General features: G+C 65.3%; 15 protein-coding genes. 3 read left to right on the forward strand and 12 right to left on the reverse strand.

Annotated elements, in window-relative coordinates; translation table 11 throughout:
- Nucleotides 1–2: 2 nt before the first annotated feature.
- Together LJF27_RS02880 and LJF27_RS02885 are read right to left on the reverse strand one after the other, a co-directional pair.
- On the reverse strand, nt 3–581 hold the full coding sequence (locus LJF27_RS02880) for a mechanosensitive ion channel family protein (protein ID WP_003114038.1): 579 nt from the start codon (nt 579–581) through the stop codon (nt 3–5).
- On the reverse strand, nt 581–2,497 hold the full coding sequence (locus LJF27_RS02885) for an ATP-binding cassette domain-containing protein (protein ID WP_003114037.1): 1,917 nt from the start codon (nt 2,495–2,497) through the stop codon (nt 581–583). The genes LJF27_RS02880 and LJF27_RS02885 overlap by 1 nt, the downstream gene beginning before the upstream one ends.
- Nucleotides 2,498–2,542: 45 nt before the next feature.
- On the opposite strand from LJF27_RS02885, the gene LJF27_RS02890 reads away from it, so the two are divergent.
- Complete coding sequence (locus LJF27_RS02890; protein ID WP_003099227.1) at nt 2,543–3,022, forward strand: TIGR02444 family protein; 480 nt, start codon at nt 2,543–2,545, stop codon at nt 3,020–3,022.
- Here LJF27_RS02890 and algP read toward each other — a convergent pair.
- Nucleotides 3,019–4,041 carry an alginate regulator AlgP gene (gene algP / locus LJF27_RS02895; protein WP_023116830.1) on the reverse strand — a complete coding sequence of 341 codons (1,023 nt, stop codon included), beginning with the start codon at nt 4,039–4,041 and terminating at the stop codon, nt 3,019–3,021. The genes LJF27_RS02890 and algP overlap by 4 nt on opposite strands.
- Before the next feature lie 125 nt (nt 4,042–4,166).
- On the opposite strand from algP, the gene LJF27_RS02900 reads away from it, so the two are divergent.
- The gene (locus tag LJF27_RS02900; protein ID WP_003099229.1) at nt 4,167–4,796 is read left to right on the forward strand and encodes an FKBP-type peptidyl-prolyl cis-trans isomerase; all 630 of its coding nucleotides are present in this window, start codon (nt 4,167–4,169) and stop codon (nt 4,794–4,796) included.
- A gap of 61 nt (nt 4,797–4,857) precedes the next feature.
- Here the strand turns inward: LJF27_RS02900 and rsd are convergent, their stop codons facing one another.
- From rsd to algZ, 8 genes are all read right to left on the reverse strand, one after another.
- The gene (gene rsd, locus LJF27_RS02905; protein ID WP_003120370.1) at nt 4,858–5,340 is read right to left on the reverse strand and encodes a sigma D regulator; all 483 of its coding nucleotides are present in this window, start codon (nt 5,338–5,340) and stop codon (nt 4,858–4,860) included.
- Nucleotides 5,341–5,619: 279 nt separating this feature from the next.
- Entirely contained in the window at nt 5,620–6,111 is a 492-nt protein-coding gene (locus tag LJF27_RS02910) for a disulfide bond formation protein B (protein ID WP_003099230.1), read from the reverse strand.
- Between the two features lie 179 nt (nt 6,112–6,290).
- Entirely contained in the window at nt 6,291–7,529 is a 1,239-nt protein-coding gene (locus LJF27_RS02915; protein ID WP_003096390.1) for a heme biosynthesis protein HemY, read from the reverse strand.
- A complete protein-coding gene (locus LJF27_RS02920; protein ID WP_017001303.1) occupies nt 7,526–8,656 on the reverse strand; it encodes a uroporphyrinogen-III C-methyltransferase in 1,131 nt (376 codons plus the stop codon). Before LJF27_RS02920 ends, LJF27_RS02915 begins: the two co-directional genes overlap by 4 nt.
- 26 nt (nt 8,657–8,682) lie before the next feature.
- Nucleotides 8,683–9,438, reverse strand: a complete 756-nt coding sequence (locus tag LJF27_RS02925; RefSeq protein WP_003114032.1) for a uroporphyrinogen-III synthase — start codon at nt 9,436–9,438, stop codon at nt 8,683–8,685.
- Nucleotides 9,435–10,376, reverse strand: a complete 942-nt coding sequence (hemC, locus tag LJF27_RS02930) for a hydroxymethylbilane synthase (RefSeq protein ID WP_003114031.1) — start codon at nt 10,374–10,376, stop codon at nt 9,435–9,437. The genes LJF27_RS02925 and hemC overlap by 4 nt, the downstream gene beginning before the upstream one ends.
- A gap of 108 nt (nt 10,377–10,484) precedes the next feature.
- Nucleotides 10,485–11,231: an alginate biosynthesis regulator AlgR gene (gene algR, locus LJF27_RS02935; protein WP_003096397.1), complete on the reverse strand. Its 747-nt coding sequence runs from the start codon at nt 11,229–11,231 to the stop codon at nt 10,485–10,487.
- A gap of 4 nt (nt 11,232–11,235) precedes the next feature.
- On the reverse strand, nt 11,236–12,312 hold the full coding sequence (gene algZ, locus LJF27_RS02940) for an alginate biosynthesis two-component system sensor histidine kinase AlgZ (RefSeq protein ID WP_003096404.1): 1,077 nt from the start codon (nt 12,310–12,312) through the stop codon (nt 11,236–11,238).
- A 224-nt stretch (nt 12,313–12,536) separates the two neighbouring features.
- On the opposite strand from algZ, the gene argH reads away from it, so the two are divergent.
- Nucleotides 12,537–13,931 (forward strand): argininosuccinate lyase, encoded by a 1,395-nt coding sequence (argH, locus tag LJF27_RS02945; protein ID WP_003114030.1) that lies wholly within the window; start codon nt 12,537–12,539, stop codon nt 13,929–13,931.
- Nucleotides 13,932–14,074: 143 nt separating this feature from the next.
- On the opposite strand, the gene LJF27_RS02950 is transcribed toward argH, so the two are convergent.
- On the reverse strand, nt 14,075–14,698 hold the full coding sequence (locus LJF27_RS02950; RefSeq protein ID WP_003099240.1) for a hypothetical protein: 624 nt from the start codon (nt 14,696–14,698) through the stop codon (nt 14,075–14,077).
- Nucleotides 14,699–15,196 lie beyond the last annotated feature (498 nt).

The raw sequence follows: 15,196 nt of genomic DNA on the forward strand, positions 1-15,196 counted from the left end.
GGTTATTTCCCGTTTTTTGTTGGAGTTGAAAAACCTGGCCCACGCCAGCGACGCACGGCTTTCTGGAAGAACAGGCTGTTGGGAATCTGCAGCAGCGGGCCCGGCGAGCCATCCTCGAGGGTTTCTTCCAGTGTCGTATACAAGAGATTGATGGCAACCACGCGTCCGGTGACGCCCGGTTTGTCGGCGCTATCGATCAGCTCCACGCGGTCGCCGATGCGGAACGGCCCGACGGTGAAGATCAGCAACGCACAGAACAGGTTGGAGAGCACGCTCCAGATGGCGAAGAAGGCTACCGCCGCCACCGCGGCGAAACCGGTCAGCGCGGTCCACAGCACTTCGGCGGACACGCCCAGGCGCTCCAGCACCATGATCAGTGCGCTGACCATGATCAGCCAGCGCAGGCCCCCACGCAGCGGCAGGAGCAGCTCCGGCGGCACCGGATAACGCTCGCCGATACGGGTCACCGTGCGTCGGACCAGGCGCTGTAGCAGCCAGGCGACCAGCAGGATGAGCAGGATCTGCATCGCCACCACCAGCGGCCCGCTCCAGGTCTGCGTCAACACCTGCAAGTCTTCCATCACTCACTGGCCTCTAGTTCTTTCTGCAGGGCTTCGAGGGTTTCCAGGGCCTCCAGCCAACGTTCCTCCAGCTCGCCTTCGCGAACCTTCAGGCTCGATTGTTCGGACAGCAACTCGCGCAATTCGTCCTTTCGCGATACGTCGTACAGGGCGCTGTCGCCCAGCCGCGCCTCGATAGCGGCTAGCTTTTCGTGCAGGCCGCCGAGTTCGCGCTCCAGCTTGTCGGCCTCGCGCTTGTGCGGCGCCAGCTGCTGGCGCAGCGCGGCCGCTGCCTGGCGCTGGGCGCGCTTGTCGGTGCGTTCGGTCGGCGCACCCGGCGCGGTCTCGGCCTGCGGCGCCTTGCGCGCACGATAGTCGACCAGCCAACGGGCGTAATCGTCGAGATCGCCATCGAACGGCACCACGCGCCCATCGGCGACCAGGAGGAATTCATCGGTGGTGCTTTTGAGCAGGTGCCGGTCGTGGGAAACCACCAGGACCGCCCCGGAAAACTCCTGTAGAGCCATGGTCAAGGCCAGGCGCATTTCCAGGTCGAGGTGGTTGGTCGGCTCGTCGAGCAGCAGCAGGTTGGGCTTCTGCCAGGCGATCAGCGCCAGGGCCAGGCGCGCTTTCTCGCCACCGGAGAAGTTCAATACCGGCTCGTCCACCCGAACGCCGCGGAAGTCGAAGCCGCCGAGGAAGTCCTTGAGGGTCTGTTCGCGCTCGCCGGGGGCGATACGCTGCAGATGTAGCAACGGGCTGGCCTGTGGATCCAGCGAATCGAGCTGGTGCTGGGCGAAGTACCCGATGGCCAGGTTCTCGCCGCGCAGCAGGCGGCCGCCCAGCTCGGGCAGGTCCCCGGCCAGGGTCTTGATCAGCGTCGACTTGCCGGCGCCGTTGGGACCGAGCAGGCCGATCCGCGCACCGGGCACCAGTTGCAGCTTGACCTTCTCCAGCACCGCCTTGTCGCCATAGCCGAGACGGCCTTCGCCGAGATCCAGCAACGGCCGGGAGATCTTGTCCGACTCGCGGAAACTGAAATTGAACGGCGAATCGACATGTGCCGGCGCCAGTTCCTCTAGACGCTCCAGCGCCTTGATCCGGCTCTGCGCCTGGCGCGCCTTGGTGGCCTTGGCCTTGAAGCGGGCGATGAAGCTTTCCATGTGCGCACGCTGCGCCTGCTGTTTCTCGTAGGCCTGCTGTTGCTGAGCCAGCCGCTCGGCGCGGGTCCGCTCGAAAGCGGAATAGCCGCCGCGGTAGAGGGTCAGCTTGCGGTTTTCCAGATGCACCACGTGGTCCACCACCGCATCGAGGAAGTCGCGGTCGTGGGAGATCAGCACCAGAGTGCCGGGATAACCCTTGAGCCACTCTTCCAGCCAGAGGATGGCGTCCAGGTCGAGGTGGTTGGTCGGTTCGTCGAGCAACAGCAGGTCGGACGGGCACATCAGCGCCTGCGCCAGGTTCAGGCGCATCCTCCAACCACCGGAGAAATCACCGACCCGGCGCTCCATCTGCTCGCTGCTGAAGCCGAGCCCGGCCAGCAGCTTGCGCGCCCGTGCATCGGCGGTATAACCGTCGGCGTTGTCCAGCTCGGTATGCAGGCGCGCCAGGGCAGAACCGTCGTGCGCCGCTTCGGCGACGGCCAGCGCCGCCTGGATCTCGCGCAGGCGACTGTCGCCGTCGAGCACGTAATCCACCGCCAGGCGATCCAGGGTATCGACCTCCTGGCGCATGTGCGCGATGCGCCAGTCGGCGGGCAACAGGCAGTCGCCGGCATCCTGCCCGAGCTGGCCGCGCAACAGCGCGAACAAGCTGGACTTGCCAGCGCCATTGGCCCCGATGAGACCGGCTTTCTGGCCGGCGTGCAGGGTCAGTTCAGCAGCTTCCAGGAGGCGCTGCGGCCCGCGCTGTAGCGTAAGATTGAGGAGTCGGATCATGGCGGCGGAGTTTATCAGTTTCGCCCTTGCGGAGCGTGAGGCTGTATGACTGGAAATGTCTGGAAATTCGCGGTGGACGTCTATGCCCGGCCGGGCGTGGAAACGGCTTGCCTCGCGCTTCAGGAGCAAGGTGCGGACGTCTGCCTGTTGCTGGTCGCCGCCTGGCTTGGCAGGCGCGGTGTGAGCTGCTCGAAAGAACGCGCCCAGATCCTGGAGAACGCCGCGCGTCCCTGGCGCGAAACGGTCATCGAACCCCTGCGCAGATTGCGTTGCGCCTGGCGCGAAGCGGCAACCCACGACGCCTGCCTGGCCGAACTCCGCGAGGAAATGAAGGCCCAGGAACTACGAGCGGAACGGGAACACCTGCAACGCCTGGCCGACCTGGCCACAGCCTGGCTGGAGGGCCAGGAAGCGAATCGCAGTGCGGATGCCTGGCTGCAAGCCTGCAGCCGGGACATCTGCACGGAAGCAGAGCGCCGGGCTTTGCTGGTGCTTGGCTCGGCGGCTTTGCAGACAGCGCCTTAGGAGGCGCTGGTCGGGGCGGCACCGTTGCTGCCCGCGGCAGGCGTTGCCGAAGCAGCGCTGGAGGCGGCTGCCGGGGCGCTGGGAGTCGCCGCAGGCTTCGCAGCAGGAGCGGTGGCGGGCTTGGTTGCGGCAGGTTTCGCGGCTACGGGTTTCGCCGCAGGCTTGGCCGCCGGTTTCGCCGCAGGCTTCGCAGCCGGCTTGGCTGCAGGCTTCGCGGCCGCGGATTTCGCCACAGGCTTGGCCGCCGGTTTCGCCGCAGGCTTCGCAGCTGGCTTGGCTGCGGGCTTCGCGGCTGCGGTTTTCGCCGCGGGCTTGGCCGTCGGTTTCGCGACAGGCTTCGCTGCCGGCTTGGCGGCGGGCTTCGCGGCTGCGGTTTTCGCCGCAGGCTTGGCCGCCGGTTTCGCCACAGGCTTCGCCGCCGGCTTGGCTGCGGGCTTCGCGGCTGCGGTTTTCGCCGCGGGCTTGGCCGCCGGTTTCGCAGCAGGCTTCGCCGTCGGCTTGGCTGCGGGCTTCGCTGCCGCGGTTTTCGCCGCAGGCTTGGCCGCAGGCTTCGCCGCTACGGTTTTCACCGCAGGCTTGGCTGCCGCCTTCGCAGCAGGTTTGGTCGCGGGTTTCGCCTTGCGGCTCTCCAGAGCCTTGCCAGCAGCTTCCTTCACCTTGCCGACACCCTGCGCCAGCTTGAGGCTTTCCTGTACGTCACGCTTGAGGCCGACGATGTAGGTACGGGTGTCCGCCTGCCGGGCCTTCAGGGTATCCAACGCCTCTTCCAGGTCGCTGATGGTCTCGCGCGCCTTGGCCTGTGCCTTGGTCTTGCCGGCCTTGGCAGCATCCTGCAGCTTGGTGCGAGCCTTGTGCAGCTTTTCCTGGGCTTTGCCACGTTGCTTTTCAAGTTTGGCCAGGAGCTTTTCCGAATCGACCAGCGCTTGTTTGCACGCACCTTCCAGGTGCTCGACAAGGCTGTGGGAAAGTTGCTGCAACAGGTGCAAGGGGGTGGTGACGGGCTTCTTGTTGGCCGACATGACGTGCCTCCAGGCGGACGTGGTTGCGCCCATACTAGACCCGCACACCCCCTCTCGCCAACGGGTTCGATGTGCTACAAGCGACGTGCGCCAGGATTGCCCGCCGATTCGTTTGGAGAAACCGCATGCCGCGCCGCCTTTTCATCGGTCTTTTTCTACTGCCGCTGCCGCTTTTCGCCGCGCCTCCCAAGGACGAACTGGCCTATGCCGTAGGCGCCCGCCTGGGTATGCGCCTACAGCAGGAAATGCCCGGCCTAGAGCTATCCGAGCTGCTTCTCGGACTGCGCCAGGCCTATCGCGGCGAGGCACTTGAAATCCCCCCCGAACGCATCGAACAACTTCTGCTGCAACACGAGAACGCCACGACGGAAACACCGCGGACCACACCCGCCGAGGCCCGCTTCCTGGCCAACGAAAAAGCCCGCTTCGGCGTCCGCGAATTGACCGGCGGCGTCCTCGTCAGCGAATTACGTCGTGGCCAAGGTAACGGCATCGGCGCGGCAACCCAGGTACACGTCCGTTACCGCGGCCTGCTTGCCGACGGTCAAGTGTTCGACCAGAGCGAAAGCGCCGAGTGGTTCGCCCTGGACAGTGTGATAGAGGGATGGCGGACAGCGTTGCGAGCGATGCCTGTCGGCGCGCGCTGGCGAGTGGTGATTCCTTCGGCGCAAGCCTATGGTCACGAAGGCGCTGGCGACCTGATCCCGCCCGACGCTCCGCTGGTCTTCGAGATCGACCTGCTGGGCTTCCGCTGAAATGCAAAAACGGCGCTCTCCCGCATGGAGACGCGCCGTTTCGTAACGACTCGCCGGTGAATCAGACCGGTACTGCCGAACCCTCTGCGCCGCTCTGGCTGTGGGCGTTGTGCAGGACTTCGATGAGGCAGTCCTCCAGCTCGAAGCGTTCGTGCAACTGTTGCCGCAGGACCTTCAGCTCCGCGATGAGGCAGGCTCCTTCACGGCAATCGCCGTTGTCGCAGCGGTCGTTGAAGTTCAGCGCGGATTCGGTGATGGCTTCCAGCCGGGGGAAGATCTGCTTGGCCAGCTCCAGGCCGCGCTGATCGCCGAAGGCCTTGCCTTCCGCCGTCAGTTGCTCGTAGACCTCGAAGTGTCCGGCAGATACATAGTCCAGCAGCAATTGGCAGAAATGCTGGAGTTCTTCGGCGTTGGGCGCCGGTGCCTGAATACCGCTCAGGGCATCGAAGGCCTGCACCAGTTGCTGGCGCTCATGCAGCCAGCGATCGATCAGTTGGTGCACACCCCCCCACCGCTCTTGGGCATTACGGCAGCTTTCGAGCATGTTGTCCTCGCTTCCCTCTTCGGACGTCCCGGAGAATCATCGTCCGCTCCGAGACGCATTGCTGACGCACTCTCTGCGCTCTGTGGGAGAACGCCTGTGCAAGGGGCGGACTCCGGCGCTATGGAAAGCCAGATTATGCCCCCGGGATGACCCCATCAAGACGCCCGTACAGAAAAATTCATACGGATGTTTGATCGGTATCCCGCATCCGCTCTGGTTTTCGCCAAATCGATACGGCCGACGCTCGAGAGCTGACGAAAGACCACGCGACAGCCCGCATCAGGCACGTCGGAGGAACTGCACGATGGAGAAGCCGAGATAGGCAACGAACGCCAGCAGGCTCCATTCCGGAATGCTCAGGGTGAATAGCGTCCAGCTCACCTGGGCACAATCCGCGGTGCCATGCAGGACCAGGCGGATCACTTCCTGGAAGGGAAGCGCCTGCATCATGTAGTCGAGGCTGGGCAGGCAGGCCGGCAGTTGGTCCAGCGGAACGGTCTGCAACCATACCTGGCGGGCGGCCGTGGCCCCGCCGCCGAGAGCGAGCAGGAACACCAGCACGGAGTAGATACGCCGCCCACGCAGGCCGGGCCCCTGGATCGCGCCAGCAAGGCAGGTCAAGCCGATCAGGATGAAGAAGATCCGCTGCACGACGCACAGCGGGCAGGCCTCCAGGCCAACCACATGTTCCAGGTACAGCGCCCCGCCCATGATGGCGACGCAGGCCAGGAACGCGAGAAGGAAAAGCTGACGGGGGCTGGCCAGGGGCATGGCGGATCCACAGGTACACAGGGGAAAGGCCGCCTACGGTAGTGGAAAGCCTCCGGCCGTTTCAAGCCGCAAGGCAGCTCTGCGGCAAGGCATCCCGAATCATGCCGGGCGCCCGCGACAAGCCGCCACAGTCCTGCCGATGGAGCCGAACGGGGAACGCCGGGTGGCGTTCCCCATGCTCAAATCCCCGCCACCACCACGGGCAGCCCCGGAGTACGCCGATCGAGCAGGACCAGGCCCTCCTGGAACAACTGGTTGCTGCGCTCGACCTCGCCGAGCTGCGCCAGCAGGCGTCCCAGCTCGGCGCAGGTCTCGGCACTGCGCTGGAAGCTCAGGCTGGCCTCCAGGTATTCCCGGGCCTTGCCCCAGAGCTTGTTGATCAGGCACAGGCGCCCCAGGGTCAGCAGCAGGCCGGGATCGTTCGGATGTTCCTTGAGCCAACCTTCCGCGGCCTGCAATTGCTTGCCCGGATCGCGCCCGCGCACCTGCCCGTAGAGTTGCACCAGGGTCGCGTCGAAGCCTTGCTTGAGCGCATGGCGGAGGACTTCTTCAGCCTCTTCCTCGGCGCCCAGGCGAAGCAGTTGGGCGGCATAGCCCGCGACGATCGCCGGGTCTGCACGCAGCGCCGAAGGCACGTTCTGCCAGCGCTGGGTCAGCGGCTGCAACGCCGTTTCGCCCTCGTTCAGTCCACGCTCGCCGGCTTCCTGCAAGGAAGCCACCCAGGCACGGCGTTCGAGGTCGCGCAGTTCGGAATCCTTCAGCACACGCTCCTTGCGCAGCTCCGGCAGCAGGACGCAAAGGGCCTGCCAGTCGTGCTGGGTGACGTACAGCTGCTGCATCAGCCGCAATACCGTGCGGTGCTGCGGCTGGAGCCCGTGCAGCTCTTCGAGGGTATTGCGTGCCTGCGGGTAGTCGCCGCGATTGATCAGCAGTTGCGCACGGGTCAGGCCGACCAGCAATTGGGCATCCGGCTCGCGCTCGCGAGCCCGGTTCAGCAGGTCGTCGGCCTCGTCGTAGCGCTCGAGTTCGTTGGCGGCCCGCGCCGCGCCGAGGTAATGCATCAGCGGCCGCTCGCCCATCTCCGCAGCCCGCCGCAAATGACGCAGCGCCTGCGGCCAGTTGCCTTCGCCGAGATCGCGCAGGCCGCTGTGCTCGGCCATCTGCACGCGACGCCGGCGGTTGTAGCGCGACCAGGGGTTGACCACCCGCCCCGAGCTGCCGAGCAGGCGCAGGACCAGGCGCACCAGCACCACCAGCAGCCAGACCACCGCCAGCAGGGCGAGGAACGACCACAGGCTGGATTCGTAACGGAAGCTCTTGTAGGCGATCAGCACATAGCCGGCCTGCTCGGAGATCGCCAGCCCAACCAGCGTGGCGACCAGCACCACCGCCAGAACCAGGAGGTAGATGCGTCTCATGGACGGCCCTCCGTGGCCGGAGCCGCCTGCGCCTCAGGCACCAGGTTGCCGGCGGCCTCGCGGCGCGACACGTAGGACTGCAAGGCGCTCAGGGCCGGTGCGAGGTCAGGGACCTGCACGGTGACCGGCTGCTTCGCCAACTCATCGATACGCAACTTCAACGCGCGGCTGTCGGCCAGCTCTACGTTGAAATAGCCGTCCAGCACTTCCTGGGCCTGCTTCAGCGCCTGCTCGTAGACTTGCTGCTTGCCATTCAGCGCCGCCCACTGGGCTTGCTCCAGGGCCAGGCCGATGGTCAGGCGCACCTGCGCCAATTGCTCGCCGGCCAGCAGCGGACGAATGTCCTGGCCGGCATTGAAGTCGATGCGGATGTAGCGCGAGATCTTCTCCCACCACAGCTCCCAGGTGCTGTTGCCGTCGCCCCAGGCGACATTGCTGGCACCGCTTTCGCCTTCCTTGAAGGTCGGCGTGAGCGGTTGCAACTGGTTGACCTGCTCGCGCAACGCCGCCAGTTGCACGAACAGCCCGGTACGGTCCGGCTCCGGCAACGCACGCAGGGCCTCGAGGCTGGCCGCCAGCTTGGCGCGGGCGGCATAGGCGCCGGGATCGTTCTGCGCGCGCAGGATGTCATCGGCGCCCTGCACCAGTTCGGTGGCGCTGCCCACGTCCTGCAAGGCGGACAGGCGCAGGCTGGCCAGGCGCAGCAGGTGTTCGGCCTCGGCCAGTCGCCATTGCTGGCGGCTCTGGCCGAGGACCTTCTTCAGTTGCTCGCTGAGATGCTGCTGGTCGCCCTGCAGCTCCACCACAAGGCGTCGCCGGGCCTCCAGTTCGTCCGCGGTAGGCAAAGCGTCCAGGCGGGCAGCCAGTTGCTGGTTACGCTGGGCCAGGGATTCGGTCTTGCCACGGGCATCTTCCAGCTGCGCCAGCTGGTCACGCTCGGTGCCCTGCAACTGCTGGACCTGCCAGAAGCTCCAGCCACCCGCGCCGAGTCCCGCCACGCCAACCAGCAGGGCGAGCAACGCCAGGCCGGTGGCGGTACCGGAACGCCTGGATGCATCGGGTGCAACGGGAGAAGGGGTGGAAGTGGAAGTTCTTGCGTCGTCTTGGGGAGTGACTGCTTCGCTCACAGGTCCATCCTTTGGTCAAGAAAGTTCTAGGCGGCGCTCGTCAGGGCCGCCAGCAAGGCCGGCGCGCTCGCGCCCCGGCAATCAATCACCCGTTGCGCACCCAGTTCGCGCGCCATCTCGGCGACCCGCGGGCTGGGTACGAACAGCGGCAACCGGCCTATCTCGGGCCAATCGGCTGCCGCCAACTGATACAGATTTTGCAAACCCTGTCCACTGCTGACCACCAGGCCGTTCAGGCGTTCCGCCCGCACCCTTGCCAGCAGCTCTCCGGCCGGATAGTCCGGAGCCCGGCGCCGGTAGAGTGGCAGGTAGTCCACCTGCACGCCTTGGCCGCGCAGGCGCTCGGCGAGGAATTCTCGGCCACCTTCGCCGCGCATGATCAGCACTTTCGGATCGTGCACGCGCAGGGAATCCTGGAACGCCGGCAGCGCCAGCAACGCTTCGCTGTCGTCGCCCTGTTCAGGGTAGGTTACGTCGAGGCCGTAGGCCTCGAGGATCGCCGCGGTCGCCGCGCCGACGCTGCACCAGGTCTGCTGCGGCGGCTGCGGCCAGTAGCGGTCGAGCCGCTCCAGCCCCAGGCGCGCCGCCGGCTTGCTGACCACCACCACCGCGCAGTAGCGGTCCAGGTCGAGCATCAGCGTACGCTGCTCCGGGGTTTCTTCCAGCGGATCGATCGCCAACAGCGGCAGGCTGCTGCTATGGACGCCCGCCTCGCCGAGGCTGGCGGCCAGGGCCGCGCACTCCTCGTCGGGGCGCGTCAGCAGGAGCCGCCAGCCGCTCACGGATGTCCGGCCTCGCCGTAGACGGCTTCGAGAATCGCTTCGGCGCCCTGCTCCAGCAGGTCCTCGGCCACCCGCACGCCCAGCGCCTCGGCTTCCGCCAGTGGCGCCCGCCCCTCGGCGCGCAGCAACTGGGTGCCATCAGGCTGGCCGACCAGGCCGCGCAGCCACAGCTGGTCGCCCTCGCGGATGGCGTAGCAGGCGATCGGCACCTGGCAACCGCCGTTGAGCCGCTTGTTCAGCGCGCGCTCGGCAGTGACCCGCAGAGCCGTGTCGGTATGGTGCAAGGGTTCCAGCAAGGCATGCAGGTCGCTGTCGGCCGTACGGCATTCGATGCCGACGGCGCCTTGTCCGCCGGCGGGCAGGCTGTCGTCGACACTGATCGAGGAGCGGATGCGCGACTCAAAGCCGAGGCGGATCAGGCCGGCGGCGGCGAGGATGATCGCGTCGTATTCGCCGGCATCCAGCTTGGCCAGGCGGGTATTGACGTTGCCCCGCAGGAAACGGATCTGCAGGTCCGGCCGGCGCGCCAGCAGCTGCGCCTGGCGGCGCAGGCTGGAGGTGCCGACCACGCTCCCGGCTGGCAGTTGCTCGAGGCTGGCGTAGGTGTTCGAGACGAAAGCGTCACGCGGGTCTTCGCGCTCGCAGATGGTGTAGAGGCCGAGCCCCTCGGGAAAGTCCATCGGCACGTCCTTCATCGAATGCACCGCGATGTCGGCGGCGCCTTCGAGCAGGGCGGTTTCCAGTTCCTTGACGAACAGGCCCTTGCCGCCGATCTTCGCCAGCGGTGCGTCGAGCAGCTTGTCGCCGCGACTGGTCATCGGCAGCAGGGTGACGGTCAAGCCGGGATGCGCCTGTTCCAGGCGCGCCTTGACGTATTCGGCCTGCCACAAGGCGAGGGCGCTCTGGCGAGTGGCGATGCGGATTTCGCGGGACGACATGGGATATTCCGTGCACAGGGATGCGCCCATGATAACAGTTCGAACCCGAGTGCGCGGACGCTGGGCCCGATAGCCGCACCCGGGTCGCTGGCGAACCGCCGACCGCCGTCAGAGCTGATGCATCAGACGCCTGACCCCGGCCACGTGCCGCCGGCTGACGGTCAGCGCATCGCCGTCGAGGCCTTTCAGGTAGAGCTGGAAATGCCCCAGCGGCGTACGCTGCAGGCGTTCGATCCGTTCGCGGGCGACCAGCGCGTTGCGGTGGATGCGCACGAAGCGCTCGCCGAACTCGTCTTCCAGCGCCTTCAACGGCTCGTCCAGCAGCACCTCGCCCTGCGCATGGCGCAAGGTCACGTACTTGTGGTCGGCAATGAAGAAGATCACCTCTTCCAGCGGGATCAGCTCGATCCCCTTGCGGGTCCGTGCACTGATGTGGCTGCGCGGACCGCTGCCGCCGGAGGCCGGGGGCTTGGTCAGCGCGGCCAGTTGCACGCGGTTCGGTCGCGAGGCTTTCTTCAACGCCTCGGCCAGGTCTTCGCTGCGCACCGGCTTGACCAGGTAGCCCACGGCGCTGACCTGGAAGGCTTCCAGGGCGAATTCGTCATGGGCCGTGCAGAAGATCACAGCCGGCGGCGCTTCCCGCTCGCAGAGTCTGGCCGCGACCTGGAGGCCGTCCAGACCGGGCATGCGGATATCCAGCAGGACGATATCGGGCTTGAGGCTGTCGATCAGCGTCAGCGCTTCTTCGCCATTGCTGGCCGAGGGCTCGAGGACGCGATAGCCGTCCAGTTGCCCTACCAATCGGGCCAGGCGCTCTCGCGCCAGAGGTTCGTCATCGACAATCAGGACATTCATAAGCTCAGGCTTCCTGCATGAGTCGCGCACATGGATAGCGTAGACAGGTGTAGTGCCGTCCGTCACGGCGCTCGACGCTGAGACTCGCTTTAGGCCCGAAAAGTGCCCCAAGTCGTGCATCGATATTGTGTAACGCCTGTCGCGTGCCTTTCGACGGGGGCGACTCGAGCGCCTCGTCGTAGGGGTTGCTCACACATAGCTGGAACACTCCTTCACGATAAACCGCCTCGACCTGCACCAGGCCACCTTCGACCCGCGGCTGGATGCCATAGATAAGCGCATTTTCCAGCAGCGGCTGCAAGGTCAGTTGGGGGATCGGCAGGTTGGCCGGCACCCCGTGCACCTGCCAGTCCAGTTGCAGGCGATCGCCAAGACGATACTGCTCAATGGAAAGATAGCGCCTTGCCAGCGCCAGTTCCTCCTCCCAGGAAACTAAAGTGCCGGGCTTCGCCAGGCTGGCCCGGAACAGGTCGGACAGGTCCAGCACCGCATGCTCGGCCTTCAGCGGGTCCAGCTCGATCAGGCTGGCGATGCTGTTCAGGCTGTTGAACAGGAAGTGCGGGCGAATCCGCGCCTGCAGCGATTCCAGGCGCGCCTGCAACTCGGCCTGCTGCTGCCGGCGCCACTGGCTCTGCAGGTAAAAGTAGCGCAGCACCAGGGCGGACATGATCAGCGCGATCAGCGCGTGCCGCAGATACAGATTGACCTCGCCGGCACGCGTCAGTTCTCCGCCCAGCTGATAGTGCTCGGCGACCGCCGTGCAGCCCAGGGTGAGGGCCACCACCAACAGGCAGCAGGCACTCCCCGCCAGCGCCACCGGCAGGCGTGCGAGCAATGGCCGCAGGCGGCAGAACAGCGCCGCCGAGAGCAGTACGATCCACTGCACGAACAGCGACGCCAGGGCCAGGCGCACCCAGTTGAAGCTCGGCGTCATCGGCTCCGCCAGCACCAGCACGAGCACCAGCAGCTCCGCCAGCAGCACCAGGGTGAACAGGGCTTCGGCTTCGCAGAGCTCGGGAATGAAGAAGTCGTCTTGGACGGCCGGCCGGGTCGAGCGGCCGGGCTTGAATCGGATAGGCATCGACAGAGTTTCCGCAAGGCCCGTGGCGCCCGCAAGACAGCCGCGGGCGTACGGGCGAAATAAAGCACCGAAATGCCATCTGCCGCAAAAAACCGCGAAACAGCGCTCGTTCCGGCTTCGTCGACGAGCCGCCGGTTTTTCCTCCCGGCCTGCTATCATCGTCGCACTTTGCCCGTCACGCAGGCCGCGCGGCCTGTCCGTTTCTTGTTGCAGCGAGAGATACCATGAGCGTAGAGAAGACCAACCAGTCCTGGGGCGGCCGCTTCAGCGAGCCCGTCGACGCCTTCGTCGCCCGTTTCACCGCCTCCGTCGACTTCGACAAGCGTCTCTACCGCCACGACATCATGGGTTCCATCGCCCACGCCACGATGCTGGCCAAGGTCGGCGTGCTGAGCGACGCCGAGCGCGATGCGATCGTCGACGGCCTGCAACAGATCCAGGCGGAAATCGAAGCCGGCAGCTTCGACTGGCGCGTCGACCTGGAAGACGTGCACATGAACATCGAGGCGCGCCTGACCGACCGCATCGGCGTCACCGGCAAGAAGCTCCACACCGGCCGCTCGCGCAACGATCAGGTGGCCACCGACATCCGCCTCTGGCTACGCGACGAGATCGACACCATCCTCGCCGAGATCACCCGCCTGCAGGAGGGCCTGCTGGGCCTGGCCGAAGCGGAAGCCGATACCATCATGCCCGGTTTCACCCACCTACAGACCGCCCAGCCGGTGACCTTCGGCCACCACCTGCTGGCCTGGTTCGAGATGCTCGGCCGCGACTACGAGCGCCTGGTCGACTGCCGCAAGCGGGTCAACCGCATGCCGCTCGGCTCGGCGGCCCTGGCCGGCACCACCTACCCGATCCAGCGCGAGATCACCTGCCAGTTGCTGGGCTTCGACGCGGTTGGCGGCAACTCCCTGGACGGCGTCTCCGACCGCGACTTCGCCATCGAATTCTGCGCCGCCGCCAGCCTGGCGATGATGCACCTGTCGCGCTTCTCGGAAGAGCTGGTGCTGTGGACCAGCGCGCAGTTCCAGTTCATCGACCTGCCCGACCGCTTCTGCACCGGCTCCTCGATCATGCCGCAGAAGAAGAACCCCGACGTGCCGGAGCTGGTACGCGGCAAGTCCGGCCGGGTGTTCGGCGCCCTCACCGGCTTGCTGACCCTGATGAAGGGCCAGCCGCTGGCCTACAACAAGGACAACCAGGAAGACAAGGAACCGCTGTTCGACGCCGCCGACACCCTGCGCGATAGCCTGCGCGCCTTCGCCGACATGGTCCCGGCGATCCGGCCCCGGCGCGAGATCATGCGCGAGGCGGCACGCCGCGGTTTCTCCACCGCCACCGACCTGGCGGACTACCTGGTGCGCAAGGGCCTGCCGTTCCGCGACTGCCACGAGATCGTCGGCCACGCAGTGAAGTACGGCGTAGACAGCGGCAAGGACCTCGCCGAGATGAGCCTCGACGAACTGCGCCGCTTCAGCGAGCAGATCGACGCCGACGTCTTCGACGTGCTGACCCTGGAAGGCTCGGTCAACGCCCGCGACCATATCGGCGGCACCGCGCCGAACCAGGTCCGTGCCGCCGTCGCCCGCGGCAGAAAACTGCTGGCACAGCGCTGAAGTCGCGCCCAGTGCCCGGCAGATCTCCCTGTCCTACCCGAGACTTGATCGCACGGCGGGACAGGAACGCCCTTGTAGATCGACAGCCACTCTAGTGAAAGTCCTTCTTCGCTAACCGGTCGCAATGGCGGAATAACTCAGCATCAGTGCTCATCATTGAAATCATCGGCCCTGGGCGTGGCAAAAATGCCCTTGGCTTCCTGGCGCCGGTAATAGGCTTCGATGCTTAGCCCGGGATCGATGCGCGCCCTGACGATGCAGGGCTGCTGTTGCCAGGGATACTCATGCAGGCGTCGGTCCAGCTCCTTGCGCTCCTTGGCTGGCCAGCCCTGGTAGGTGCGCTGGCGCCAGTAATGGGGATCGCGTCCGGTATGCCGATCATGCTCGGCGGTGACCGGATCCAAGGGGCGGCTCGGCTCCAGGACCGGCAGGTCGGGCAACGGCTGGGTCACGTCCATGTAGCGTTGCAGGCAGTCCCAGAAGGCCAGGGCATTGACCTTGTCGAGACCGAGGGAGTGGACGCGGGTGGCCAGACAGACCTTGTTGTCGGTATAGCGGTGATGCAACCAGAGCGCATAGTCGTGGCTGCCGTAGCCACTGGGCAGCAATTGCAGCACCGGATCGAACTCGTCGAAGGGAGCGACGAACAGGCGGCGGAAGCGACGCTTGAAGCGGAGCATGCCGTCCAGGCGATTGAATTCACTGCCATCTTGCTTGAAGACTTTGCTGTAGAGCCAAAGGATGGCGCTGAAGCCGACTGCACCCATAAAATAAGTAGCTACGCCTATCCAAATTGCTATTTGCAAACCATTGGTTCCAAATATTGTTCCATACTGGTACAAAGCCAATGGGATTGAAAATAAAAAACCCGACATCTGAATAACGTGAAGATATTTTTTATTCGAAAGAAAGGCCACCATGGATATTACTGAAACAGCCACCACAAAGAATGAGCATACCAAGATGTAGAGTTGCTGTATGTCCCTCCTCCACTCTCCGGTGGCTTCTCCCATTATGCCAATTCCCAAAGCAATCCATACAAAAAAATAGCACAGCATCCTAAGCGTGAATATTATATAAGGAATTCTGCTAGAGTTCTGGAACTGCCAACGCATAGAGTTGCAATATGCCTCAGCACCTCCAACCTCTGACTTATCCTCAGCCCCGATCGAAAGCTGCCCTACAATCTCCATTTCCGGATCTAGATTGGCATAGTTCCCAAAGGCAAGATGGGTGTCAAAAATACCATTACGGTTAGACTCCTC

Source organism: Pseudomonas sp. 203-8 (genome assembly GCF_020708595.1).
Lineage (GTDB): Bacteria > Pseudomonadota > Gammaproteobacteria > Pseudomonadales > Pseudomonadaceae > Pseudomonas > Pseudomonas aeruginosa.